We start from the raw sequence: 23,601 nt of genomic DNA, 5'->3' as shown, positions 1-23,601 counted from the left end.
GTGTTGTGTGTCGCTACTGTCCGCTCCGTCTGCGGAGCGCCGGTGATCGATGGAAGTTGGCGGTGACCTTCAGGAACAGATCGTTGGCCTCGGGGTCGCCGATCGTCACCCGGACTCCTTCTCCGGCGAAAGAACGCACTGAAAGGCCCTGTCGGACACAGCTTTCAGTGAGTTCGGATGTCCGGTCATCGAGTCGGAGCCACACGAAATTCGCCTGAGTCCGCGGCAATTGCCAGCCCTGCGCCGTTAGTTTCTCCACCACGCGCTCGCGCTCGCGCACGAGGGACTGCACTCGTAGTCTCATCGCATTGTCCGCGCGAAGGGCCGCAACAGCTGCGTCTTGCCCGATACGGGTGATGCCGAAGGGAACTGCGGTCTGGCGCAACGCTTTCGCGACCTTGTCGTGGGCGACTGCGAATCCGACGCGAAGTCCGGCCAGCCCGTACGCTTTGGAAAAGGTGCGTAGCACTGCGACGTTGGGGCGATTTCGATACAACTCGAGTCCGTCGGGGACGTCGGGATCGGTGACGAATTCGCGGTAGGCCTCATCGAGCACCACCAGCACGTCAGAGGGAACAGCATCCAGGAAGGCGCACAACTCCTGGCGGTGAACAGCGGTGCCGCTCGGGTTGTTCGGGTTGCACACGATGATCAGGCGGGTCCGTGGGGAGATGGCTGCGACCATCGCGTCGAGGTCGTGCCTCTCGTCGCTGAGCGGTACCTCGACCGGATCGGCGCCACGGATTCTGGTGAGGATGGGGTATGCCTCGAATGACCGCCAGGCGTAGATCACCTCGTCGCCGGGGTCCGTTGTGGCGTGGAGCAACTGTAGAAGGACACCGGTCGAGCCGGTTCCTGTGGCGACGTGCGATGCAGGCACATCGAAGGTTCGTGCGAGTTCCGCGGTGAGGTCTGCGCAGCTGATATCGGGATAGCGGTTTGCACTGGCTGCTGCCTGCACGGCTGTCTCGAGTATTTCGGGTAAGGGCGGTCCCGGGATTTCGTTGGCTGACAGGGTGAAGGCGTGAGTATCCGGCCCGGTCGGCGGTGCCGATATGCGGCTGTAGTCGGGTAAGGTGTGTAGCGCCTCACGCAGTCGAGGGGTGTCAGTCACTGGGATTCTCCTGCCGCGAAGAGTTGTGCCCGTCGTGCTCGAGGGTCTGAGGTCGTGGAGGCGATCGGGCTGTTCATAGATCGAGCACCAATTTCTCCCCCGCACATCGGGAAACGCAGACGAGCATGAGTTCCTCGTCCGGCGATGTTCGTGCGGCAGAGAGACTGTCTCGATGGTCAACGGCACCGTCGAGTACACGCACCTCGCACGAGCCGCAGATCCCTTCCCGGCACGCGGATGGGATGAATACGCCGATCTCTTCGAGTGCGGACAACACCGATTGGTCTCGTGACACCTGTACCGTCACACCGCTGTTGAGAAGTTCGACATCGAATTCGTGTTCCTCGCCGGGGCAGCGGGGGACCGGCTTTCGTGGTGTGAATCGTTCGATGTGGAGGCTGACTCTCGCCCAGTCACCGTGTCCGTCGGCCGAGAGGGTGATCAGTGCATCGTTGAGCGATTCGGGTCCACATGCGTAGACCGCACCGCCGGCCGAGGGGAGTGACAGTGTGCTCAGATCGGGTCGGCCGGATTCGCTGGTCGACCAGAGTTGCACGTGCTCCCCGTAGTCGGCGAGTTCGTCGCGAAACGCGAATGAATCGAGCGAACGACCGATGTACAGCAGCCGCCACGGTCGGTCGGACGCAGAGATCGCCCTGATCATGGGCAGCATCGGTGTAATCCCGATACCAGCAGCGATCAAAAGATACTCGGGAGCTTCGGCGAGCGGGAAGTTGTTTCGCGGTCCGGTGGTCGTTACGCGGCTACCGCAGGTCAGTTGTTCGTGTATCCATTCGGACCCGCCGCGACCGGACGCATCGAGTTGGACGGCGATGCGCCACCTGCTCGGATCGGTGGGATCGCCGCACAGTGAGTACTGGCGAATGAGCGTGCCTGTGTGAGTGGGTAGATGCAAGTCGATGTGCGCTCCGGGTTGCCAGGGTGGCAAGGGTGCGCGGTGGGGATCGGTGAGAGTGAGCGTTGCGACGTCGTGTGTGTCTTGCTGCCGATCGATCACTTCGAGTTCTCGGACCGCAGGGGCGGTGTCGGTGTTCACCCGTGGCCGCTTCGCGGTGGTGCTGTGGGTCCATTGCACGGGCAATGTGATCGGCCCACGGAACTCCCAGCCGCGAAAGGTTGCTGGTCCGGAAAGTTCGAGCCCGTGCAGTGCGGGTACCAGTGCTTCGAGTGCTTTGCGCACTTCGGTACGGGCCAGGGTCGCACCCACACAGGAGTGCACGCCCGCGCTGAATGCCAGGTGCTGGTAGGAGGCCCGGGCGATGTCGAACTCATCGGGATGGTCCCATTGGCGCTCGTCGCGGTTGGCCGAGGCGAGCACCGCAGCGACGATGGCGCCCGGTTCGAGGGACACGCCGCTGATCGTCACCGGTTCCATGACCTTGCGGGTGACGGTGCCGACCGGTGATCCCCACCGCAGAGACTCTTCGATGAGCCGAGTGATCGCGTCTGGTTCGTGCAGGACGGCGTTGCGCACCGATTCGGAGCTCAGGTAGGCGTTCATCGCGGTGCCGAACAGGTCTCGTGGCTCTTGCATTCCGCCGATGATGAGCAACTTCACCGTGGAACTGATCTCTGCAGAGCTGATCACACGCGTGTCGTTCGCGGTCGTGGCTGCTAACGCCTCGAGCAAGCTGCCCGGTACGGGCCCCCGTTTGAGTTCGGTCTCGACGATCGTGTCGACCTCGGCGTTGGCTTGCTCGGCCAACGCTGTCTTGATCGGGTCGCGCTCGTAGTTGGAGGCGCCGGCGGCGAGTCCGTCCAGCCAGCCAACCACTGTGCTGGTAGGCACTGGCGGTAGTCCAGTGACCTCCAGCAGGGTGCGGACGGACAGTTCTTGGGCGAAGTCGGCGATGAGATCGGCGTGTGTGCGCTCTCGCAGTCCCTCCAGCAGGGTGGTGACCAGGTGGTCGACGATCTTTTCTCCGCGTGCACGGATGACCGAGGGGCGCAGTCCTGCGGTGAGCGGGCGGCGCAACGCGGCATGGTACGTGCCGTCACTGTGCAGCAGGTTCGGGCCGATCGCAACGCTCAGCGGCGAGTCATGGACTGCAGCGCTGAATACTGCTTCATCACGTGCTACGCGTTGCACATCGGCCCATCTGGTGACGAAATGTGCGTGTGCGACGGGTACCCATGACACCGGCTCGTCCCGGCGCAGACGGGCGTAAATCGGGAAAGGATCGATATCGAGTTGGTCGATTGTGACGAGCTCGCCATAGCGCACTGGCCGACTCCAAGTCGTCGAGATTGTCCGCGGTAATACGGGAACCAATCATGTCGGACTGTGCGGAGTACCGGCCAGATCTCGTCGAGTATCTCGGACGGATTGCCGCACTCGGGACATCGCCGACTCGATTCGTCCAGCGGAAGTTGCCTTTAGCGGGCACGCATTTCAGGATCTCATGCGTGAATTCCGGACGTCACGGAAGGACCATGCGAGGGGGTATTACTTCTTCCATGACAATCAGGGTGTGACTGCCTCGGATTCCGGGAAGCTTTTGAAGCTTGAGAAAAATCAGATCGCGCAATGCGTCCATGTCGCGGACTCGGACGAGCACGATGGCATCGGAGGCGCCCGTAACAAATGCCGCGTACGCGACCTCGGGCATGTCGGTGAGTTGTGTGCGTAGCTCGCCGGAGGCGAGTTGGCCTCCGGTGAGCAGGATGATCGCACCGAAGCCGGCACCGGTCTTCGTCGGATCGACACGCACAGTGAAACCCTCGATGACGCCCGACTTCTGCAATCTTCCCAAGCGGGCGTACGCCGATGCTCGCGAGATCGCTCCCTGCTCTGCCAGGGCCGAGACCGAGAGCCTGGCGTCTTGCGCCAGTAGCCGCAGAAGAGTCATGTCCACGGCGTCCACCGTCGCGTCAGCATCGTGCGGTGCAGCAGGGTGCTCTTTCACTCGACTACCTCGACTGTTCGATGGACAGACCTGCTCTTCACAGGACCGGCGAACGAGCAGGTCACGGGAACGCACGACCCTTCACTGTGAGCGTACCCGTGACCGACTACGACCCGTTGTGGTCGCACTTCCGCCGCTGGCCTGTACTGCCGTACTCGATGGTGCCGGGAGTTCGACGCCCCCGAGCGGCCAGCTATTCGTACGTCATGTTCGGCCAAAATCCTATCTGGTTGTATTCGAGGCGATCCGATAGTTGACGTATGCCGATCTCGTCGTGGCCAGGAAATATGAGTGCCTCGTGCTCGGTTGCCAGCTGTCGAATCTTATCTGCCGATCGTTCCCACTCCTGCCCGTCCCAAACCATCGCTGATCCGACTGCGGGTGGACCGTAGCAATCGTGTAGATACAGCGCGTCCGATGCGATCAGTACCCATCCTGTCTGCCGTAGCCGAATCAGCATCCCCATTGTTCCCGGCGTGTGACCGGGGAGGCTGATCAATTTTATTCCGTCGGCCAATTCTACGACGTCATCGGACACCAATTGCACTCGCGCACGGTCGAGAAATTCGAAGTCGACCTTCGCGTAAAATGCTTCTGCAGAAGACTGCATGGATCGCACGTGTCGGTATTCGTTCTCATGAATAACGATCGTGACATCGGCATGTTCGAAGAGTCGAAGTCCTCCCGCGTGGTCCACGTGAAGGTGACTCATGACTACGTATTTGAAATCTTCCGGACCGAGCCCTAGCTGTTTCAATCGATTCTCGAGGCACACGTCGGGTGGCACAAGTTCGAGATCGATCAATTGTCGCCATTCGGGCATCCATTCCGAGGGGCTTCGCGGCGATATCCCGGTGTCCAACAGAATCCTGCCTGCAGGATGCTCGATCACATACGTTATGGCCGGGAAGGTCCACGGTATGTTTTTCGCCTGAGGGAGGTTGATCATGAGTGATTTATCAGAGCCTTTGGGGTATCCGACATTGATACTCCTGAGCGTGATGGGCATAGGTCATTCTCCTTTGAACGACCATCGCTTGCTCAGCGACGATATTCGTCATTCTTCAGGATACGGTGGCCATACCAGCCCCAATAGACCCGGTGATTCTGGATCAGACCGTCGACGATCTCCATGACTTCCACGTAGTCCATCTGCTCCCCGTCCGGCGATTGCCGGGGGTATTCCCAGGTCAGACGGGTTCCGTCGGTGAAATATCCGGTCCGGAAGTGCTTCCTCGACGCTGGGGTTCGCTGAAAGACGATGTCGATGAACTTTCGGAGTTCGGCCTTCCCGCGCACGATCCCCTCGTCGGTTCCCATGAGAGAAGGAATCAGCGGGCTTTCGATGGTTGCGTCATCGGCGTACAGAACGAGCGCGGCCTCCAGGTCCTTGGTCGCCAAGGCGTGATCCCAGGCCTGGAAGATGTGCTCGATCTCCGATTGTGAGCCCGACTCCGCGTTCAGTCGGCCCGCCGGGTCGGCCTTCGTTTCCTGTGTCATTTTTTCTCCTTCTCTTTTACGGACTCAATACCTTGCCGGGATTGAGTATGTTCATGGGATCGATCGCGTTCTTGATGGCTCGCTGTACGCTCATCGTGGCCGGATCGAATTGATGTGCCAGCAAATCGCGTTTGAGTACTCCGATACCGTGTTCACCGGTGATCGTGCCGCCTAACTGCAGCGCGACCCGGCAGATGTCCTCGGCTGCGGCGTAAGCGCGATCGTGGGCGCTGGAGTCGGATGCGTCGAACACGATCGTCGGATGTAGGTTTCCGTCGCCGGCGTGAGCGACCGTTCCGATTCTTATGTTGTGTTCGGCGGCGATCAGTGGAATGTGCGCGAGCATGTCCGGAAGTCGGCTGCGGGGGACGGACACGTCTTCGACCAGGCAGACGCCGAGTCGACTGAGGGCGGGAAATGCCAGGCGCCGTGCAGCGACGAGCATCTCGCTCTCGCTGTGACTGGCGGCGGGGACTACATCTGTTGCCCCGGCTTCGGTGAGGATGGCGGTGAGAATCTCGGTCTCGTGCTCGGCGTGCCCACTGTCGGATTGCACGATGAGCATCGCGGCGGCGTCGGGGTCGATTCCGAGTGGCTGCCACCGTTCGATGCAGCGCAGCACCTCCTGGTCGATCAACTCGAGCAGGCTCGGGATGATGTCCGATCGCATGATGTCCGCGGCGGCCTGGCCGGCGCCCGCGAGCGTCGAGAAGAACCCGACCACGGTGGAACGGGTTGCCCGACGGGCGGGAATCAGCTTCAGCGTCACTTCCGTGATGACTCCCAGCGTGCCCTCGGACCCTACGAACAGACTGCTCAAGTCGTAACCGGCGACATCTTTTCGTGCCGAACTGCCGGTGCGGATGATGCGGCCATCGGCCAGTACCGCTTCGAGGCTCAACACCACATCTCTGGTTCGGCCGTACTTGACACAGCACAGTCCACCTGCGTTTGTGGCCACGTTCCCTCCGATGGTGCAGCTTTCGAAGCTCGAGGGGTCCGGCGCGTAGTTCAAGCCCACCGCAGATGCCGCGCGGCCGAGGTCGGCGTTGATCACCCCGGGTTGGACGATTGCGATCAGTTCTTCTTGGTCGATTCGCAGGATCCGGTCGAGCTTCGCGGTGCTGAGCAGGACGCAGCCGTCCACGGCGGTCGCGCCACCGGAGAGACCGGTGCCGGCTCCGCGAGGAACCACCGGGACGCGATATGTGCTGGCCCATCGCAGCACTTCGCTCACTTCGTCGGTGCTGGCGGGCATGACGACGGCGAGCGCTGCACCCGGTAACACCAGGTGGGCTTCGTCGGCGAGATAGGGTGCCATCGTCGCGGGCTCGGTGAGTAGCGTTCCGGCGGGCAGTTTCCTGGCAAGTGTGTGCAACAGCGATGTGGTGTCGTGTGGCAATTCCGGGTCCGCTGGACGCGAGCGGGAAGTGCGTGTGGACCCCGATCGCTCCAGGTGTTCGCGTGACGACATGCGCATTACCTCCCTTCGCGTCGGCACCTTTCGGCTGGTAACGAAAGTATCGAGACTCAGCTGTGGACTGTCTATCGAATGGTTGCCGGGTGAGACGGATTGCCATGCAATGGACCGTTTCGAGTCCTGTTCGTCCGGGAGATGTACAGATTCGGGCAGATCGTCCACTTCGGGTGGCCAGCTGGACAATTGGACTGCCGGGGATGTGAGCATGGACGTCCGTACAGCGCATCCCGATCAGCAGAAGACGAGCGCCTTGTTTATTGCGCAGGGGTGGGTTCGGTGTTGCGCACGAGTATCTACTCCTTCGCCAATAGAGGTGGCCGACATGACTTTTCAGCAGATATTGACCAACCACGAGCGCCTGGCCGGATTGGATATCGACCAGCTCCGTCAACTGGTCGGGCTCGTGGAGTACGACGCTGCCGGGGACCCGTTTCCGGTCAGCGGCTGGGATTCGATCGTGTGGGTCGTCGGCAACGCGACCCAGACCGCGCATTTCTTCCAGTCGGCATTCGGGATGGACCTTGTCGCGTACTCCGGCCCGGCTACGGGTGATCGCGAGGGGCACAGTTTCGTCCTGGAGTCAGGCGCGGTCCGCTTCGTCGTTCGCGGTGCCGTCGACCCGGATTCGACACTGATCGAGCATCATCGCAAACACGGAGACGGCGTGGTGGATATCGCCCTGGCCGTACCGGATGTCGACACGTGCATCGCTCACGCTCGTGGCCAGGGCGTCGATGTCCTGGTCGAACCGCACCAAATCAGCGACGAGCACGGCACGGTCAGGCTCGCCACGATCGCAGCCTATGGCGATACGCGGCACACTCTTGTCGACCGTTCTCGTTATGCTGGCCCGTATCTGCCCGGCTATGTCCGCCGTGAATCGACGTACCGCAAGCGTGATGGCGCGCCCCGGAGGATCTTTCAGGCGCTCGATCATGTCGTAGGGAATGTGGAGCTGGGCAAGATGGACCAGTGGGTGGGGTTCTACCAGCGTGTCATGGGATTCACGAACATGGCTGAGTTTGTGGGCGAGGATATCGCGACCGAGTATTCGGCGTTGATGTCGAAGGTCGTGTCCAACGGAAACCATCGCGTGAAGTTCCCGCTCAACGAGCCTGCGATCGCGAAGAAGCGTTCGCAGATCGAGGAGTATCTCGACTATTACGGCGGTCCGGGCGTACAGCACCTGGCGTTGGCGACCAACGATATTCTCACCGCGGTGGATCATCTCGTGGCCGAAGGTATCGAGTTCCTCGCCACACCGGACTCGTACTATGAGGATCCTGAATTACGTGCTCGGATAGGCAGTGTCCGTGTCCCTATCGAGGAGCTGCAGAAGCGGGGCATCCTGGTGGACCGCGACGAGGATGGCTACCTGTTGCAGATCTTCACCAAGCCGGTCGTGGACCGCCCGACCGTGTTCTTCGAGCTCATCGAACGCCACGGCTCCCTCGGCTTCGGTATCGGGAATTTCAAGGCCTTGTTCGAGGCCATCGAACGAGAGCAGGACGCCCGCGGAAACTTCTGAACCGCGTACGTGCTCGTGAGGTTCACCCGCCCGCATATAGTTCGTATATGAATTATAATTTGAGGGTGTTCGCGAGATTGGCCGGATTCTCATGATCGACGAACCGATGCGGGAGCATGCGATGGAGGCGAGCACCGAGCGCGATGAGCTCACCTTCTGGTCGTTCATCGAGACTGCCAAACAAGGGTTGGGTGAACGTGGCTTCGAGGAGCTGGAGGCAACGGAGATTCTTCTGGCACTCAATCGCGCGTCGAACGTTGTCACCTATGATCTCGAGTCCGCGATTCACCGCGCGAGGGGGCGTTCCTGGGCGGCGTTCCGGCTCATGTTCGTGGTGTGGTTGGCAGGCCCTGTGGAGCCCAAGAAGGCTGCCGAGCTGGCTGGAATGACTAGATCCGCTGTGTCGAACCTGTCCAAGTCACTCGTTTCCGACGGGCTCATGGCACGTACGCCAGCCGATGAGGACGGCCGGTCGGTATTGCTGCACATCTCGCACAGCGGCGATCAGGAGTTGCTCGAGATCTTTCAGGAGCAACGTGAGAGAGAGCGCACCTGGGTCGGGGCGCTCACGCCGGCCGAACAGGCCGTCCTGCTCATGCTGCTGACCAAACTCATTGCCGATCGAACTGATTTCGACGTGAAGGAACGCCGGTGACTCACTATCAGAAGTCTGTTGCCAGCTCCGATTATTAGTTAATGTATGAACTATACGGCCGTAGGTCTGATCCGCGCGCTGTCGTCCATCGAGGAGCCACTGTGGCGCACTACCGGAAACTCGGGTCCATCCCTCCCAAGCGACATACCCAACATCGCTCTGGCGATGGGCGGCTGTACTACGAGGAACTGATGGGGGAGGAAGGATTCTCGGGTGACTCGTCACTGCTCTACCACCAGCGAATCCCGTCTGCCATCGTGGATGCGACTCCATGGGAGGTGCCAGAGCAGACGACCACGCCCAATCACCCCCTCACGCCCCGGCATCTGCGGCTGCACGAGTTGTTCCCCCCGGCGACCGCGAGCGCGAGCGACGCGGTCACGGGCCGGCGTCTCATCCTCGGCAACGCCGATGTCCGCATCTCTTACGTGGTGGCGCAGCGGGATTCGCCGCTCTACCGCAATGCGATCGGCGACGAACTGGTATTTGTGGAATCGGGCAGCGCAGTGGTGGAAACGGTGTTCGGTGCCATCGAGGTGGTGGAGGGCGACTATGTGTTGATCCCGTGCGCGACCACTCATCGATGGTTGCCTGGTCCGGATGGACCGTTGCGCGCCTACATGATCGAGGCGAGCAGTCATATCGTGCCCCCGAAACGATATCTGTCCCGATTCGGCCAACTGCTCGAGAACGCACCCTACTGCGAACGAGACCTGCACGGGCCGGTCGACACCCTCACACGCAGTGGGACGGATATCGAGGTGTTGCTCAAACATCGCAGCTCGCGCGGCATCACGGGCACTCGGTACGTCTATGCTGATCATCCGTTCGATGTGGTGGGGTGGGACGGGTGCTTGTACCCCTACTCGTTTCACGTCTCGGATTTCGAGCCGATCACCGGGCGGGTGCATCAGCCTCCGCCGGCACACCAGGTGTTCGAGGCGCAGTCTTTCGTCATCTGCAATTTCGTGCCTCGTAAGGTCGACTATCACCCCTTGTCGGTACCGGTGCCGTATTACCATTCGAACGTCGATTCCGATGAGGTGATGTTCTACGTCGGTGGGGATTACGCGGCCCGAAAGGGATCCGGGATCGGTCCCGGATCGGTCTCTGTTCATCCCGGCGGGCACTCGCACGGTCCTCAGCGCGGTGCGTACGAGGCGAGTGTGGGTGTCGAGTTCTTCGACGAGTTGGCCATCATGGTCGACACGTTCCATCCGCTCGAGCTCGGTGAAGGCGCACTCGAGTGTGACGATTCCTCGTACGCGTGGTCGTGGGCAGGTCGGGGTCCGCAGTCATGACGTTCTCGCACACAGCGGTTTTCGATGCGATGTTCGATGATGCGGCATTGTTCCCGCCGGGCGATTCGCCGATGGATCGAGCGGTAGCAGCGTATCGGCACTATAGTCACGGCGCGCTGGCGCGGTTCACCGGTCCTTTGGTCATACCTGCCGCACGACTCGGGGAACTGTCGGCTCTGTGCAGCGGCTCCGCCGATGCTGGCCGAGTTCGGGTGTCGTTGACCTTTCCCGAGGGGCCTGGTGGTGTCGCACGCTCTTTGGCTGCTGCCGCGCGGGTTCCCGGACTGTGCGTCGCGGCGGTCGAGGTGGGTCTGCCGAAGGAGGTGTCGATCGAGGAGGTCGTCGTCGCGATGGCAGATGACTTACCCGAGGATGTGGTCGCGTTCGTCGAGATACCTCGCGACCAGCGGTGCAACACAGTGATTGCGGCACTGGCGGAGTCCGATGTCCGGGGCAAGTTCCGTACCGGCGGTGTCCGTGCCGAGCTCTATCCCGGTGAAGCGGAACTCGCAGCCGCTGTCGGGTTCGCCGTGCGTCGTGGTCTCGTTTTCAAAGCGACTGCAGGTTTGCATCACGCTGTCCGGAACACCGATCCTGGTACAGGATTCGAGCAACACGGCTTCTTGAACCTCATCGCGGCGGTCGACGCGGCCGATGGTGGGGCCAGCGACGCTGACCTCGAGACAATTCTCGCCAACCGGGACGAGACCGACCTCGCCGCAGCGGTGGCCGAAATCCCGCCGGCACGGGTCGTGCGCGTGCGCAGCCAGTTTCGTTCCTTCGGTACGTGCAGTGTCCTCGATCCGCTGACCGACCTGGTCCGGTTCGGACTGGTCGATGCCCTCGTTCTACCGACGGACCCTCCCCTGCAGGATGAGCGATGACCGCAATCGAATTCTCCCACGACACTGTCTTCGGAATCGACAATCTCCCGTATGGCGCTTTTTCGATCGGTGGGGGCGCGCGCAGGATCGGTGTCCGTTTCGGGGAGCATGTCATCGATCTGCGTACGGCTTTGGACGACCCGGTCTTCGACAGTCCTACGCTCAATGCGTTCATGGCCCAAGGGCGTGCGCGTTGGGTGGAGGTGCGTGAACAGCTCACCGATCTGATCGAGTCCGAGTCGTTGCCTGCCGAGTCGGTGCATGGGATCGATTGCGTGACATTACATCTGCCGTTCGAGGTTGCGGACTACGTCGATTTCTATGCATCCGAACATCACGCGAGTAACTTGGGCAGGTTGTTCCGTCCGGGCACTGAGCCGCTGCTACCGAATTGGAAACACCTGCCGGTCGGGTATCACGGCCGGTCGGGCACAATCGTGGTGTCGGGCACGCCGATCGTTCGACCGACTGGTCAGCGCAGGCTTGGCGCCGGCGCGTACCCGGAGTTCGGGCCGACGGCGCAACTGGACATCGAAGCGGAGATGGGGTTCGTCGTAGGAACGCCCTCCCCGATAGGACAACCGATCGGACCTGATGAGTTCGCCGAGCATGTCTTCGGTGCCGTGCTCGTCAACGATTGGTCCGCTCGCGATATCCAGGCGTGGGAGTACGTGCCGTTGGGTCCGTTTCTCGGTAAGAGCTTTGCCACATCGATCTCATCATGGGTCGTTCCACTGCTCGCCCTCGACAATGCCAGAGTCGAGGGGCCTGGGCAGGATCCCGTGCCGCTGCCGTATCTGCGGGAGTCGCGGTCGTGGGCGCTCGATGTCGAGTTGACAGTTTCCTGGAATGGATACGAGGTGGCACATCCACGCTATGGCCTGATGTATTGGTCGCCTGCGCAGATGCTTGCGCACATGACGAGCAACGGTGCATCGACGCGAACAGGGGACTTCTTCGCGTCCGGCACCATATCCGGTCCGGCAAGAAGCGATCGTGGCGCGTTCATCGAATTGAGTTGGGGTGGTAGCGAACCGATCATCGTCGGGGAGGAGGTACGAACCTTCGTGCAGGACGGTGACGAGGTGGTGATCACGGCAACGGCTCCAGGGGCGCGGGGGCGGCGTATCGGCTTCGGTGACGTGGCCGGGCGCGTCGTTCCTTCCGGTCGGGCACGTTGAAAGGTCTGCGGTCGGGTTGCTCGCGGGTGTGCGGGCGGAGCGGTGACGGCCCGCAGATGGCTTCACCGGGGCTGGCGTTCTGCCGCGGGCAGTGCGGCCGAGTTCTGGTGGCTCGTATCGTGCGCGCTGATCGTGTCCGTCGCACCGACGCGCGGGTATGGAAGCAGTTTGGATCGAATATCGTATGCGCGCAGCAGTCTCGTCATGTTCATGTCACCCGGCGGTGAGGTCTGTTGTTGATCGTGGTTATGCGCGCTCCGGTTCCTAACCGACCATGAATAGCGAGCGCTATGAAATTCTGAATCTTTCACGGCATCGTTGGTACGATATAGGGAATCCTGCTTCAGCGTCTCGAGTGATCGACTCCTGATCGACTCCTTGCTTGTCGTGGACGGCAGTCTGCGTTGCGACTCCGACCCGACATGGCACTGTGTGCGAGCGGAGATGCCACGGAGCGACGAGGGACAGAGACGATGCGGTACAGCGCGGAGGCGGTGAATCTCTATTGCCGATTGTTTGCGAGTCTGTCGCGAAGAGACGAGCTCGACGTGTCGACTACCCGTTCACGGCGCTGCGCCACGATCAGAATGATGCAGCGATTGCATTATTTGTGTGCGGAATGGTTTCTCGGTGACCGTACTTTGACGTTGTCGTTGTAAGGTAACAATAGGAAGGTTGTCATGTACAGCACAGAAATTCTCATCGCTGAATTGCTTCAGTTGATCTGGTTCAAGGCTGATAGAAGTCTGGCTAATTCGCAGTGCGTCGAGGTTGCACATGTATCGGGCCGGCGGATCGCGATGCGTGACTCGAAGGATCCCGGTGGTCCGATGCTGGTATTCGAACCCGATCAGTGGGAGAACTTCCTTGCCGGTGCTCGAGACAATCAGTTTCACTGACACCACACTCGCTCCGGGACTTATCGATGCCGAACGAAATGAACGCCGATCTCGAGAACGCTGTATGGCTCCGAAGTTCGGTAGGCGGTGGTGCAGGGCCTGCCATCGAGGTAGCGAAGCTCGAAAACGGTTGCAAGGCTGTGCGTGACTCCAGGAACCCTCTCGGGGGTGTGCTGATCTTCACTCCGGGTGAGTGGGCTGCATTCTTATCCGGTGTCGAAGGTGGAGAATTCGATCTTCCCGAACTATAGAGGAGCTCGGGGTGGCGCTCGTTGATGGTGACGGGCGCTGCTTCGGGCTTTGCTGCCGCGTTTCTGGACCGGCTCGGATCAACTGGGCGTCGATTCTGGTCAGTGCTGTGCTGATCCGGCTAGTACGCGGTCATGATGTGAGCGCGGTGGTTGCGAGGTTGTTCGATGTCTGCTTCGGCCGCGGCACGCATGGATCGACGAGGGTGTCGAGCAGATCGTGTTCGAACGCGTGTGTGGCAGGGTGTGCAGCGCGTCCCAGTGGTGGGAGCAGACTCTGGTGGTCGAGAGGTAGCGAGCCGATACTCTCGCCTCGCTACCGCCTGATCCTGACCATAGGAGGCCTCGATGGGTCTTGAACGCACGGTCCGAGAAATCATCGACCTGGTTGTCGACCTGGGGCTTGTCGATCTGGACAGTGCCGCACAGAATGCGTTGCTGAGCGATGCTCTCGATGATCTGTTGGACGAGTACGGGGACACAGAGCAGAGCGCCGTTCTCGAAATTCTCGACGCGCTGGGGTTCCGCTACACGCTTGATCACAAGGCGTTCAGCGGTCTCAGCAGGTGCAGCCTCGGCGAGCGGCGGGAGCGATACAACGCGGAACTGCAAATGATCGCGGCCTGTACTCGCGGAAAGTTGATTATCAGTAATGTCCGACTGGTTGACAGTGACCCGGATTCGACGCTTCAGTTCGACTGTAACGGCATCCCGCAATCCTGGCCGGTGCATCCTGGAGACGATGAGGACGAGGAGGCGACGTTGACTTTCGCGACGAATCTCACCACTATCCCCACCGGCACGGTAGAGCAATTCTGTTCCGTGGAGTGCTCGGGCAGTGACCTCAGCGCGGAAGCGGTTTTCGGAGACCCGGATGTGCTCACTCAGTTGGGTGAACAGTTCGGCCTCACGTTCGAGCCGTAGATCTACTCGGCGGTGGTCCTCGGAAACACTCCAGTGCCTCTCCATGACAGAACGTGTGCCAAGCTCTCGCCCATGGATCAACAGCGCCGATCGGACCGATGCTGACGCGCTACGGTCTCGAGGATTGTTCCTGGTCGAGGCGAACTGGTCGTCAACCTGTTCTGCTCGTATGACAGGGATTATCTTCGCCGTACCTTCCACGATGCAGTCCGCGAAGTCTGTCCGAGATTTTCACCACGCGATGGGTACCGTCGGTCAGAGTGCGCGGGCACTGAAACGTGTCATGGTGAAGAATGATTCGATGCCGATGCCCAGGTGGGTTGGTAACTGAATGGAATCACGGAGTTACGACGGTCGATGATGCCAGTGGGTTGGTGGTTGCATAGGTGTCTTTCGGAGAGAACACCTCGGGCGCCGCGAGATCCGCTTGTTCTCGCGTGTGGTGCAACGGGGAGGGGATCCAATTGGGGAGGTATGGATTCCCGTGGCTGCGCCCGAGGTGTTTTCCATAGCGCGCGGGATGATTAGGCAGATAATCGATCTCGTGCTGATGCGAGCTTAGCCGCCGGCGCGGATCGCACCGCGATCGAGACTTCCCAACATTGGGGATTGTTGTGGGGCGCGAAAGGGTATTTCGCCCGTGCTCGGTCCCTGTGGGCTGGCTGTTCATGATGAACGTGTGTGCGGTGGGTGTGTCACAGTCGTATCCGCCTAGGGCGCCGTGCAACAGGGAGCGCGGCGCCCGGATATGGGGCATGCAGAACTCTCGGTGGTTTGATGCTGCGGGTGTCGTTCGTCGCCGGCATCGGAACTGTGGCGAGTACCGGCCAAGTGTTCAGCGGATCCCGGCTCTAGCCAGGAACAACTCCATGATCGGGACGGGCAGGTTGGGGTTGGCCGCCGCACCATTGGAGATGCTTGGATCGTCGATCAATTCGAACAGGCGCAGCATGCTCAGTCGCGGGTCGCCGGCGGCGGCCCGGCGTACGCGAGGGTCAGCGTCGTAGCTGAGTTGTTCGATCAGCTCAGCGGACGCGGCTGTGTCGTACACGATCAGAGACCGTTCGAAGCCATCAGCGCTGTGGAACAGTGTGCGTAGTCGATGGGTCGGAAAGTTCGGGTGGGCGATCAGCTCTCGCCTTGTACTCGTCGGGCTTTCGCGGAGCACATCCCAGAGCAGGTCCGCAGGAGCGTGGGGATGCGTCTCGCACAGGATCAGTCGAGTTTCCGGGTCATCTGCTGCTGCGAGTTGCGCGAGCAGTGTGCGGGACAGTCGAGGGTTGTACGCAACGCTGCGGCGCAGTCCGAGATGAGTGGACTCGACCGCGTGGCGCATGAGCGCTGGATCGGTGGTGGTGCGTGGCCAGAACGCGGGGGTGATCTCATCGCCGCGACCGATCAGCATGTCGAGCTCGGGGGTCGTGTTCTCGCTGAATTCACGGCGCATCGATACAGCCAGTCGAACATCGGGATTCTGATCGGCGGCAAGTCTGGCGATGATATCTGCCGGCAGGTACGGATTCTCCGCGAGAAGGCGGCGAATCCATTCGTCGTGCGACAGCAGTGTGGTGAGTGCGTCGGTGGTGAGTGGGGCGGTCGCGATCGGTTCGGACCAGAGGTGGAGCGCTGCGTGTCCCGCGGTGGCAATCAGTGACAGTAGGTGCGGCAGTCGCCGCCAACTACGAGCCGCTGCGACGGTACGGGTTTCGAGATCTGGATCGTTCAACAGCCTGTCCAATGTTGCGACGGGAGGATCGGGCCAGTTCAAGCATGCGGCGGCGCGGACAGCAGGGGATCGGTCGGTGATCAGTCGTGCGTATGTCTTGTCCGGTAGCGGCTCGACCGGGGTGTGGTCGGGAATCGGACCTGCGGCGACGTGCAACCGAACGGCTGTACTGGGGTCTGCGGCCAGTCGTGCGCGCTGCGCTGCGGGGGCAGTCTCGCTGCTGGCCAGCATGGTTCTGACGTCCTGGTCGCGGTGGGCGATCGCCGCGTCGTACACGGTGTCGGGAAGGTGCGGCCGGCTGATTACCGCGGCAGCGCCTGACCAGCCCGAATCCAGAATCCGTAGCAGTACCTTGGCGGGGGCGCTCGGGTTGCGCGCTATCGCCTTCACATTCGCCTTCACCGGGTCAACATGCCATTTGACGTCGTGGGCTTTGTTGGCGTGCATTCCCAGCCGCGACAAGTAGCTTCGCGTCTGATCGATGCGTGCATACAGCGCTGGGAAGTAGCCGGAACTCCTGGTTTTGGAGTGTTGGCGAGGAAAGTCGACCGCAGTGGGCGTGCCCGGTTCAGTGTCGGGGTGGTCCCGGCTTTTCGGACCAGGGCGTGAGGAGCCGTCTGTGGAGTACCGGTGTGCGTAAGGAGGGTGCACCTCGCCATGCGATCAGAACACAGAGGGAGGCGAACGCCGCAGAGACGATGAACACCGGTTGGTGGTCGACGATGTCATCCATCCAGCCTTGGATCACGGTTCCCGCGGCAACGCCCAAGCCAGTGCCTGCCGAGATCCACCCCAGAGCAAGGGTCAGCGAGTGGTTCGGGCTGAGCTGCGCGGCAAGTCCGGTCACGATCGCCATCGCGGGAGCCATGAATGTTCCACCGATCGCGAGCAGTACCATCAGTTGTCCCAGATCCTCGACGAAGAGCAGTGGGAGAACAGCAATCCACAGTCCGGTGACCGCAACGATGAGTCGTCTGTCGGTGGCGATGGTGTCGCGCATCGCGCCGTAGATTATCCCGCCGATTGCGCTTGCCGTCGCCCACAGTGCCAAAGCCAGAAGGCCAAGTGGTTCGTGTCCGGCGGCGACTGCGAAGGCGATGACTGCCACGTCGAGGGCACCGAGCATTCCACCGAAACCGAACGATGTTGCGAAGAGTATTGGCATACCGCGAATCGTGAGCACCGCGTTCTGATAGCGGTGGTCGGTGAGGTCGAGGGGTGGTTCTGTGCCGGGTTGCGCGGCTAGCCAAAGCATGCCGATCAAATTTATTGTCAGAACCATAGGCAATCCGATATGAGGGTTGACCATATCGAGGAACCCCATAATCGGTGGTCCAGTCATGAACAATATTTCTTCCAGCGACGATTCCATTGAATACGCGGCATTCAGAGATGCAGTGTTCACATGCAGAACCGTCCATCGCGCGCGTATCATCGCACCGACTGGCGGTATGCCACTCCCGGTTATTGCTGCCGCCAGCATGAGATCCGCGACTGACGAGTCCGTAGCTGCGAAAAACAGGATACCGAATGTACCGACGGTGAGAATTGCCGCTGTCCGGTGCAGTACCCATCTCTGGCCTCGAAATTCGGTTACTCGACTCCAGAAAAGCGCGCCCAGCGCAGCACACAGCATGTACATACCGCATATCAGTCCAGCGAAGCGATAACCTCCGCGGGTGACGGAAACCAGTTGAAGAATCCCCAGCCCTACAGTGGAAATGCTCGCGCGTGAGAGGATGCCTGCCGCTGCTAGCGCCTTTGCTCCGGCGGGCGCGAGTACGTCTCGATAATTACTCCATGCGAACACGGTCACCGAGGCACCTGGACGGTGCCGCCGAACCGATCGGCGGAGGGATTACCAGTGGAATACCACGACACGAGAGAACAGCCTTTCGCGAGGAAATAATACCGGATCATAGCGCCTGCGCTGGTTCTTCATCGAGGAAATCGTCGAGGGTCGCGCCCGTGGATACAGAAGGACGTTCTGAAATACGAACTCCATGACCGCTCCTCAACAGTGGGAACAACGGGATTTGCCTCATGCCCATAAGAGCTATATCTTCTCCCACGATAGCTCCAGGCCGCGAATCGCTCTGCAGGAGCGCTCGATCGTAAAATAGTTGACCGAGGATCGATCTGGGTTTCATGAGGGATTTCATGAATGCGAAACAGAGGCATGAGCGAAGAGATATCGGCCGCGGAACTGCTCGAATCCAATGGCATCCTGGGGATTGAGTACGCGCACGTCTACACTGATCAGCAATTCTCCAAACAGCACCGGCTCGGTATCGCAGAGCTGCACAGATTGCCTGACGGAGTCGTTTCTTCCAGGGTCGTTCTGGTCGACGACTACAGTACTGGCGTTTCGATCGATCGTTTCGACATGACTGCGTTCCTATTGAATCTCCAACGGAACGACGCAGTACCAGATGTTGTGGTTCTCGAATCGGAGATCGCACATTACTGCGGGTCAGTAATCGATTCGATTTCCGACAGTAAATTGAAGCGCAGAATTGTTTCCTATTATAGAACTCGAGGAAGATACCCATGTTCGGCCCTTGTGGCGACGTGGTATCTCCTCCGACTCGGCGCGTTCGGAAACCCGATCATTCCGTGCATTTATGGCAGGTCGGATAAACTCTATTCCGACGCTCTTCTGACTATTTTGCCTGATTGCTTTGTCACTTCCGAGGTGGATGCGCTCAACATTATTGCGCAGACGGATTATTCGTCGATGACAAGACGGATCGAGCATATATATTTCGAGCATCAGGAGGACGTTCACAGCGACTGGGACGACTTCGATGCAGAAGAGTACGTCGCACGAAATTACGGACGCAGCCTCCTGGCAGAAGACAGGCAGATTATCGAATTTGTCATTTCCGCGCTGCAGGAAATGACAATCGAGCCAGTCAGCACGAAGATTGTGGCAGATATCGGTGTAGGCCCTAATCTGTATCCGGCACTATTGGCCAGCCCATTGATACCACACGACGGCACGATCGAACTGATCGATATCGCGGAGCGAAATCTGGCGTATCTTCGCGCGGTCATCGAGGGCGAGAATAATGACCATAGCGCTGTCTGGGAAGGGTTTGAAGAGTACATTCGCAGTCTCGGATACCCCGCCGACCTCGGAACGGTGCGGCGATCGGCATCGGTGCGGAAGGGAAACATATACGAGTTGGAGCCGAATAGATACGACATGGTTATGTCTTTCTTTGTCGGTGAATCGATAACTGACAGAGTGAGCGAGTTCGACCGTGCCACCACAACACTGATGGCTTCTGTAAAACCGAACGGTCTCTTTGTTATCGCGCATATGATCGGCTCCAGAGGGTATTTTGCGGGTTCGGACACTTTTTTCCCTGCGGTGGGCCTGACCATGGATCAAATACGTCAGAAGTACGAGGAGTATGGTGAGTGTCGGTATCGCATGATCCCGCGTGGAGGCAATGTGTCCGCACGCAAAGGATACAAAGGCATGGCAGTCGTCGTGGGACAGAAGAAATGTTGACAACGAGACCAAACTAGAGGCCATCGACCGGTCGGCCCGGCCGAGGTCGCAGCACGGGTTGCGTGCTGCACGATTGAGGGTGAACTCGTTGAACGTGGTCCACGTGATCGTCGGTGTGCGCGATCGGCCCTCGCCGGCCCTTCGAGGGCTGGGCTCTGTCGTGCCCGATAGTTCGGCGAATCATGTCTTTCTTCCGCGGTGCGATCGTGTTGGCATCCGTCGCGTTGCACAAGAGTGTGCTGTTGCGGGGAGCGGGGTGAGGCGCTATTCGACAGGTATTCGGATCACCGTCGGTGCCCGTGCCTCGAATGATGCTGTCATCGCCGGTCTTGCTGGTATTCGCACCGGGATCGCCGGTCTACGGCTCGGGGATCAGCTGTGCGACTCTTGGAGGATTTCATCGGCGGGGACGGTTCGGTGTCGTGTCTCTGTGCCGGGGCACACAACTCAGAAGCTTTGTAGGTAGGACACTGGCCGAGACCGTACCCTGTCGCTGATACTGCAGGACGAGGCAGCGGTTGCCCGTCACGGAGTCGCTCATTTCCTGGCGCACATTGTGCGTGAGGAAGGCGGTCTCGGGGTGAGGGCTCAGGGTTCGGCGCGCTCCAGGGGCCGAGAGCATCAGCGGCGGTGCCGAGCTCGCAACTTCTGCGATGTGATCGCTCGCGCAATGGTCTAAGGCGTCCTGTGTGAGTCGCCGCAGACGCATCGGGCCTGTTCGACTGTCGCCACGTAAGGTTCGTGCTTGCTCGAGGGTCTCCTTCCTTCGTGTGGTCTGGCCTAGGCATAACAACTGCGGGCGATTCTTGCACGGTAGTTGTCATGCGGTGGCGCGGCTCGGTTGCCGGCGCGCTCGGGTTGCAGTTCCCGATGTTCGAGTACCCATGGCGTATTCAACCCCCTTGTCGGCGCTTTCGGCTACCTGGGTTCGGGTGAGGCTGCGCATACGGTGTCGGTAACTATTTCTCTTACGCAGGAAGCGTCGGGGCGCGAGCAAATAATGCCGTCCAGGCGGTGTTTTGTGGCAGTTAGGACCTCATTGTGGACAATCCTGGGAGCCTTCGCGATCGGAGGAGTGTTTGCGCGACCCGGATTCTGACTATCGGCGAGGGGCGGATTGCGTATGACGTGGCGGGGGAGGGGCCCTTGGTGGTGATGTCACCGGGGATCGGCGATCTACGGCACGTGTATCGGTTTCTGGCACCGATACTGGCCTCTAGCGGTTTTCGGGTGGTCACTGTGGATCTGCGTGGGCATGGCGAATCGAGTATGTATTGGACGTCGTTCGATGGTGGGGATGCCATCTCGCGCACCGATATCGCGGGAGACCTCGTGGAGGTTATCCGAGTGTTCGGTGGACCTGCTGTCATCATCGGCCATGGCTTTTCCGGCGGGGCCGCCGTGATCGCCGCAGCGCGGGCCCCGGGGCTCGTGCGCGGGGTAATCGCGCTGAACCCTCTGGCGAGGACGCAAACCGTGTCCCTGTCTGCGCTCTTCATGAATCCGCGGTACTGCCGGGCCATGGTGCGACGGTCGATGGCGCGGTTCTGCGAGAGCCCGAAACAGTGGTTGAAGTACCTGAATGTGACGTATCCGGTCAAGCCTGCGGACTATCGCGAGTACGTTGCCGAGCTGTCGGAGAGTTTGTGCGCGCCAGGACGATTCGCTGAACTGCTCAAGGCGATCGAGTCCACCCCCGCAGATGCCGAAGCGCAGTTGCCGAACATGATCCGGCCGACATTGATCATCATGGGCACGAGGGATCCGGAGTTTCCAGACCCGGAGGCCGAGGGGCTCGCGATCGCAGCACGCATGCCCGTTGGACTCGGTACGGTCGTGGTGGCGAAGAGTTCGGGTCACCATCCACATGTGGATGCGCCGGAACGAGTCGCCGAACTTGCCCTGCGATTCTTGGCCGGGTGCGCCGAACACTAGTGTCGAGTGCGGCGTCGAGGAACGTGTGAACATCGCGAGTGCGGTTCACGCGGGCTGTTGGCGGTAATGCAGTGCGGTCGCGTTCGGTGGGGTGTTGCCGTGGTGGGGTTCTAGCCGGCGACGTTCGCGTTGGTTCCGAGCGCGTTGCGGTCGTGGAGGCGCCGCCGAAACTCGTCCGTGCCTTGGCCTGTCCAGCGTCTGATGGCACGGCGCAGGGTGCGAGCGTCGGCATAGCCCAGGCGAGCGGCGACCGACTGGATGGGCAGGTTGGTGTCGCGCATGAGCCGTGATGCTTGTTCGTAGCGAATCGACTCGAGTTCGTGACGCCAGCTGGTTCCCATCTCGTGAAGCCGACGTTGTAGCGTGCGTGCGCTCATGGCCATACTCTGGGCCGCTTCGTCGATCGTGAGGTCGCCTTCGCGTAGGGCGATGGTGATGGTGGCGCGTAGGTTCTGTCGCCAGCTCGGTGCAGGGTTAGACGCGGCCAGCACTATTTCTGCGTAGTGGCGCAGCATCGCACCCAGGTCCGGGGTGGTCTGGGTGGATAGAGTGCCGGCGTCGAGGAACGTGATCTCGGCACAGGGGCAACCGAATTCGATATGGCTGGTGCCGAACTCATCGACGAGGTAGTTGTAGCGGTTGCTGGCACGGTGGCTGAATGCGACTCGGTCAGGAACCAGGTACCGCCGCGTTGCTGCGCGAACGCGGCGGAGCATGATCGAGAGCATGAACTCCTCGAGGGGGGCGAGCAGCGGATCGGGATCGATCGCGACGGTGTCGCGCACAGTGAGCAGCCGTCCATTCTGCATCACCACCCAGCCGATGCTCGGATCGGCAACCACTCCGCGCACGCCCAGCGCGTTGCGCGCACTGTCACCGAGGATGGGGCCGCTGATGAATGGGTAGTCCCACACATACAGTCCGCGGCGGTCGGCAATGTCGGTTGCCAACAGCCCTGATCCGATTCCTGCGCTGGCGTCGATGAGTTCCCATGCTCGCCACGCCCATTCGGTGGGAACTCGGACGAGGTCGTCGGCCAGTGACGCCGGATCCACAGTGGGAATGATCGCGTCCAGTTCCGCGGGCGTGACACCGACGTTGAGGGCGGTCGTCCGGATCAGTGCTGCGACACGGGTCGGAATGGTGCCTTCGATCACCAGCGGAGCATAGCGGCGATTCCGGTGCCGGCCTCGAGCGTGGTTGGCGGGTTCTACCCCCTGTGTTCAGGGGCCGAGGACCTTGGGGTGTCGAATCGCGAGGCCGGAACCGCATTCGCGCCAGTTGGGCACGGGACCGAATATGCCAGTGCCACTATGGAATTCATGGCCCACGGCTGTCCGACTCGTCGTGTACTGCGTGTCTGCCGGGTCATGATTTGCCCCCGGTGAGTCGTATTGGGGACGATGGCGGCCAGCTTGTGGGGTATCCGTCCGAGACTGTCGTGCGAGGAGGTTCTCTGCTGGTTCGCGGATGGTGTCCCAGTGGCACGCTCTGGGCCGGCGATCTTTCCGGGCGGATGCGAGCGACTCGTGTCAGACCATGACTGTGCATTCACGGTTGTCGAGGTAGTCGGCCCTTCAGGACCGATTGTGGGTGTTCGGGATTTGGTCGTGTACTAGTTTGAGGCGCTCACACAGGGTCTTCTGAGGTGTGGGTGGGGGATCGTACGACTGGCCTGCGGTCTGATGTACGAGGATTGGGATGTGCGTGGTTTGACGCGTGTGCGGCAGATTCCTTCAGTCGGGCTGGTGATCGTGATCGGGTTCGGCGAGGTCCGCT

General features: G+C 60.7%; 19 protein-coding genes. 10 read left to right on the top strand and 9 right to left on the bottom strand.

Going from position 1 to position 23,601, the window contains the following annotated elements; all coding sequences use genetic code 11:
* Window positions 1–13: 13 nt before the first annotated feature.
* The 6 genes from hisC to NJ1_RS16000 all read right to left on the bottom strand — a co-directional run bounded on the left by hisC (window position 14) and on the right by NJ1_RS16000 (window position 7,183).
* Window positions 14–1,114 (bottom strand): histidinol-phosphate transaminase, encoded by a 1,101-nt coding sequence (gene hisC, locus NJ1_RS16025; protein ID WP_067694310.1) that lies wholly within the window; start codon window positions 1,112–1,114, stop codon window positions 14–16.
* A 73-nt stretch (window positions 1,115–1,187) separates the two neighbouring features.
* Window positions 1,188–3,407 (bottom strand): cytochrome P450/oxidoreductase, encoded by a 2,220-nt coding sequence (locus NJ1_RS16020; protein ID WP_157574007.1) that lies wholly within the window; start codon window positions 3,405–3,407, stop codon window positions 1,188–1,190.
* A gap of 148 nt (window positions 3,408–3,555) precedes the next feature.
* On the bottom strand, window positions 3,556–4,041 hold the full coding sequence (locus NJ1_RS16015) for an Lrp/AsnC family transcriptional regulator (protein ID WP_084478327.1): 486 nt from the start codon (window positions 4,039–4,041) through the stop codon (window positions 3,556–3,558).
* Between the two features lie 193 nt (window positions 4,042–4,234).
* Complete coding sequence (locus NJ1_RS38120; RefSeq protein ID WP_084478325.1) at window positions 4,235–5,050, bottom strand: N-acyl homoserine lactonase family protein; 816 nt, start codon at window positions 5,048–5,050, stop codon at window positions 4,235–4,237.
* 32 nt (window positions 5,051–5,082) lie between these two features.
* Window positions 5,083–5,541 (bottom strand): nuclear transport factor 2 family protein, encoded by a 459-nt coding sequence (locus NJ1_RS16005; RefSeq protein ID WP_067694300.1) that lies wholly within the window; start codon window positions 5,539–5,541, stop codon window positions 5,083–5,085.
* A gap of 16 nt (window positions 5,542–5,557) precedes the next feature.
* Window positions 5,558–7,183 (bottom strand): FAD-binding oxidoreductase, encoded by a 1,626-nt coding sequence (locus tag NJ1_RS16000; RefSeq protein ID WP_245717408.1) that lies wholly within the window; start codon window positions 7,181–7,183, stop codon window positions 5,558–5,560.
* Window positions 7,184–7,343: 160 nt separating this feature from the next.
* On the opposite strand from NJ1_RS16000, the gene hppD reads away from it, so the two are divergent.
* The 8 genes from hppD (at window position 7,344) to NJ1_RS15965 (ending at window position 14,641) form a co-directional block, all read left to right on the top strand.
* Window positions 7,344–8,549, top strand: a complete 1,206-nt coding sequence (gene hppD / locus NJ1_RS15995; protein WP_067694297.1) for a 4-hydroxyphenylpyruvate dioxygenase — start codon at window positions 7,344–7,346, stop codon at window positions 8,547–8,549.
* 91 nt (window positions 8,550–8,640) lie between these two features.
* Window positions 8,641–9,204, top strand: a complete 564-nt coding sequence (locus NJ1_RS15990) for a MarR family winged helix-turn-helix transcriptional regulator (protein ID WP_245717407.1) — start codon at window positions 8,641–8,643, stop codon at window positions 9,202–9,204.
* 101 nt (window positions 9,205–9,305) lie between these two features.
* Window positions 9,306–10,505: a homogentisate 1,2-dioxygenase gene (locus NJ1_RS15985; protein WP_067694294.1), complete on the top strand. Its 1,200-nt coding sequence runs from the start codon at window positions 9,306–9,308 to the stop codon at window positions 10,503–10,505.
* Window positions 10,502–11,389, top strand: a complete 888-nt coding sequence (locus NJ1_RS15980; RefSeq protein WP_067694291.1) for a hypothetical protein — start codon at window positions 10,502–10,504, stop codon at window positions 11,387–11,389. The genes NJ1_RS15985 and NJ1_RS15980 overlap by 4 nt, the downstream gene beginning before the upstream one ends.
* On the top strand, window positions 11,386–12,570 hold the full coding sequence (gene fahA, locus NJ1_RS15975; protein WP_067694287.1) for a fumarylacetoacetase: 1,185 nt from the start codon (window positions 11,386–11,388) through the stop codon (window positions 12,568–12,570). Before NJ1_RS15980 ends, fahA begins: the two co-directional genes overlap by 4 nt.
* Window positions 12,571–13,250: 680 nt before the next feature.
* On the top strand, window positions 13,251–13,469 hold the full coding sequence (locus tag NJ1_RS15970; RefSeq protein WP_067694285.1) for a DUF397 domain-containing protein: 219 nt from the start codon (window positions 13,251–13,253) through the stop codon (window positions 13,467–13,469).
* Window positions 13,470–13,495: 26 nt separating this feature from the next.
* Window positions 13,496–13,720 carry a DUF397 domain-containing protein gene (locus tag NJ1_RS38115; RefSeq protein WP_084478321.1) on the top strand — a complete coding sequence of 75 codons (225 nt, stop codon included), beginning with the start codon at window positions 13,496–13,498 and terminating at the stop codon, window positions 13,718–13,720.
* Between the two features lie 345 nt (window positions 13,721–14,065).
* The gene (locus NJ1_RS15965) at window positions 14,066–14,641 is read left to right on the top strand and encodes a hypothetical protein (protein WP_067694282.1); all 576 of its coding nucleotides are present in this window, start codon (window positions 14,066–14,068) and stop codon (window positions 14,639–14,641) included.
* A gap of 835 nt (window positions 14,642–15,476) precedes the next feature.
* Here the strand turns inward: NJ1_RS15965 and NJ1_RS15960 are convergent.
* Both NJ1_RS15960 and NJ1_RS15955 read right to left on the bottom strand, forming a co-directional pair.
* A complete protein-coding gene (locus NJ1_RS15960) occupies window positions 15,477–16,769 on the bottom strand; it encodes an LRV domain-containing protein (protein WP_157574006.1) in 1,293 nt (430 codons plus the stop codon).
* Between the two features lie 166 nt (window positions 16,770–16,935).
* Window positions 16,936–18,183, bottom strand: coding sequence for an MFS transporter (locus tag NJ1_RS15955; RefSeq protein WP_157574005.1), 1,248 nt, complete (start codon window positions 18,181–18,183; stop codon window positions 16,936–16,938).
* A gap of 363 nt (window positions 18,184–18,546) precedes the next feature.
* Between NJ1_RS15955 and NJ1_RS15950 the strand changes: the two genes are divergently transcribed.
* On the top strand, window positions 18,547–19,887 hold the full coding sequence (locus NJ1_RS15950; protein ID WP_169813154.1) for a class I SAM-dependent methyltransferase: 1,341 nt from the start codon (window positions 18,547–18,549) through the stop codon (window positions 19,885–19,887).
* A gap of 1,155 nt (window positions 19,888–21,042) precedes the next feature.
* Window positions 21,043–21,822, top strand: a complete 780-nt coding sequence (locus NJ1_RS15945; protein WP_084478375.1) for an alpha/beta fold hydrolase — start codon at window positions 21,043–21,045, stop codon at window positions 21,820–21,822.
* Between the two features lie 110 nt (window positions 21,823–21,932).
* On the opposite strand, the gene NJ1_RS15940 is transcribed toward NJ1_RS15945, so the two are convergent.
* The gene (locus NJ1_RS15940; protein ID WP_067694268.1) at window positions 21,933–22,979 is read right to left on the bottom strand and encodes a helix-turn-helix transcriptional regulator; all 1,047 of its coding nucleotides are present in this window, start codon (window positions 22,977–22,979) and stop codon (window positions 21,933–21,935) included.
* Window positions 22,980–23,601 lie beyond the last annotated feature (622 nt).

This window comes from Nocardia jejuensis NBRC 103114, from assembly GCF_001613145.1.
GTDB lineage: Bacteria > Actinomycetota > Actinomycetes > Mycobacteriales > Mycobacteriaceae > Nocardia > Nocardia jejuensis.
Note: the sequence above shows the minus strand (reverse complement) of the source record. Positions and strands in the feature narration are given on the sequence as shown.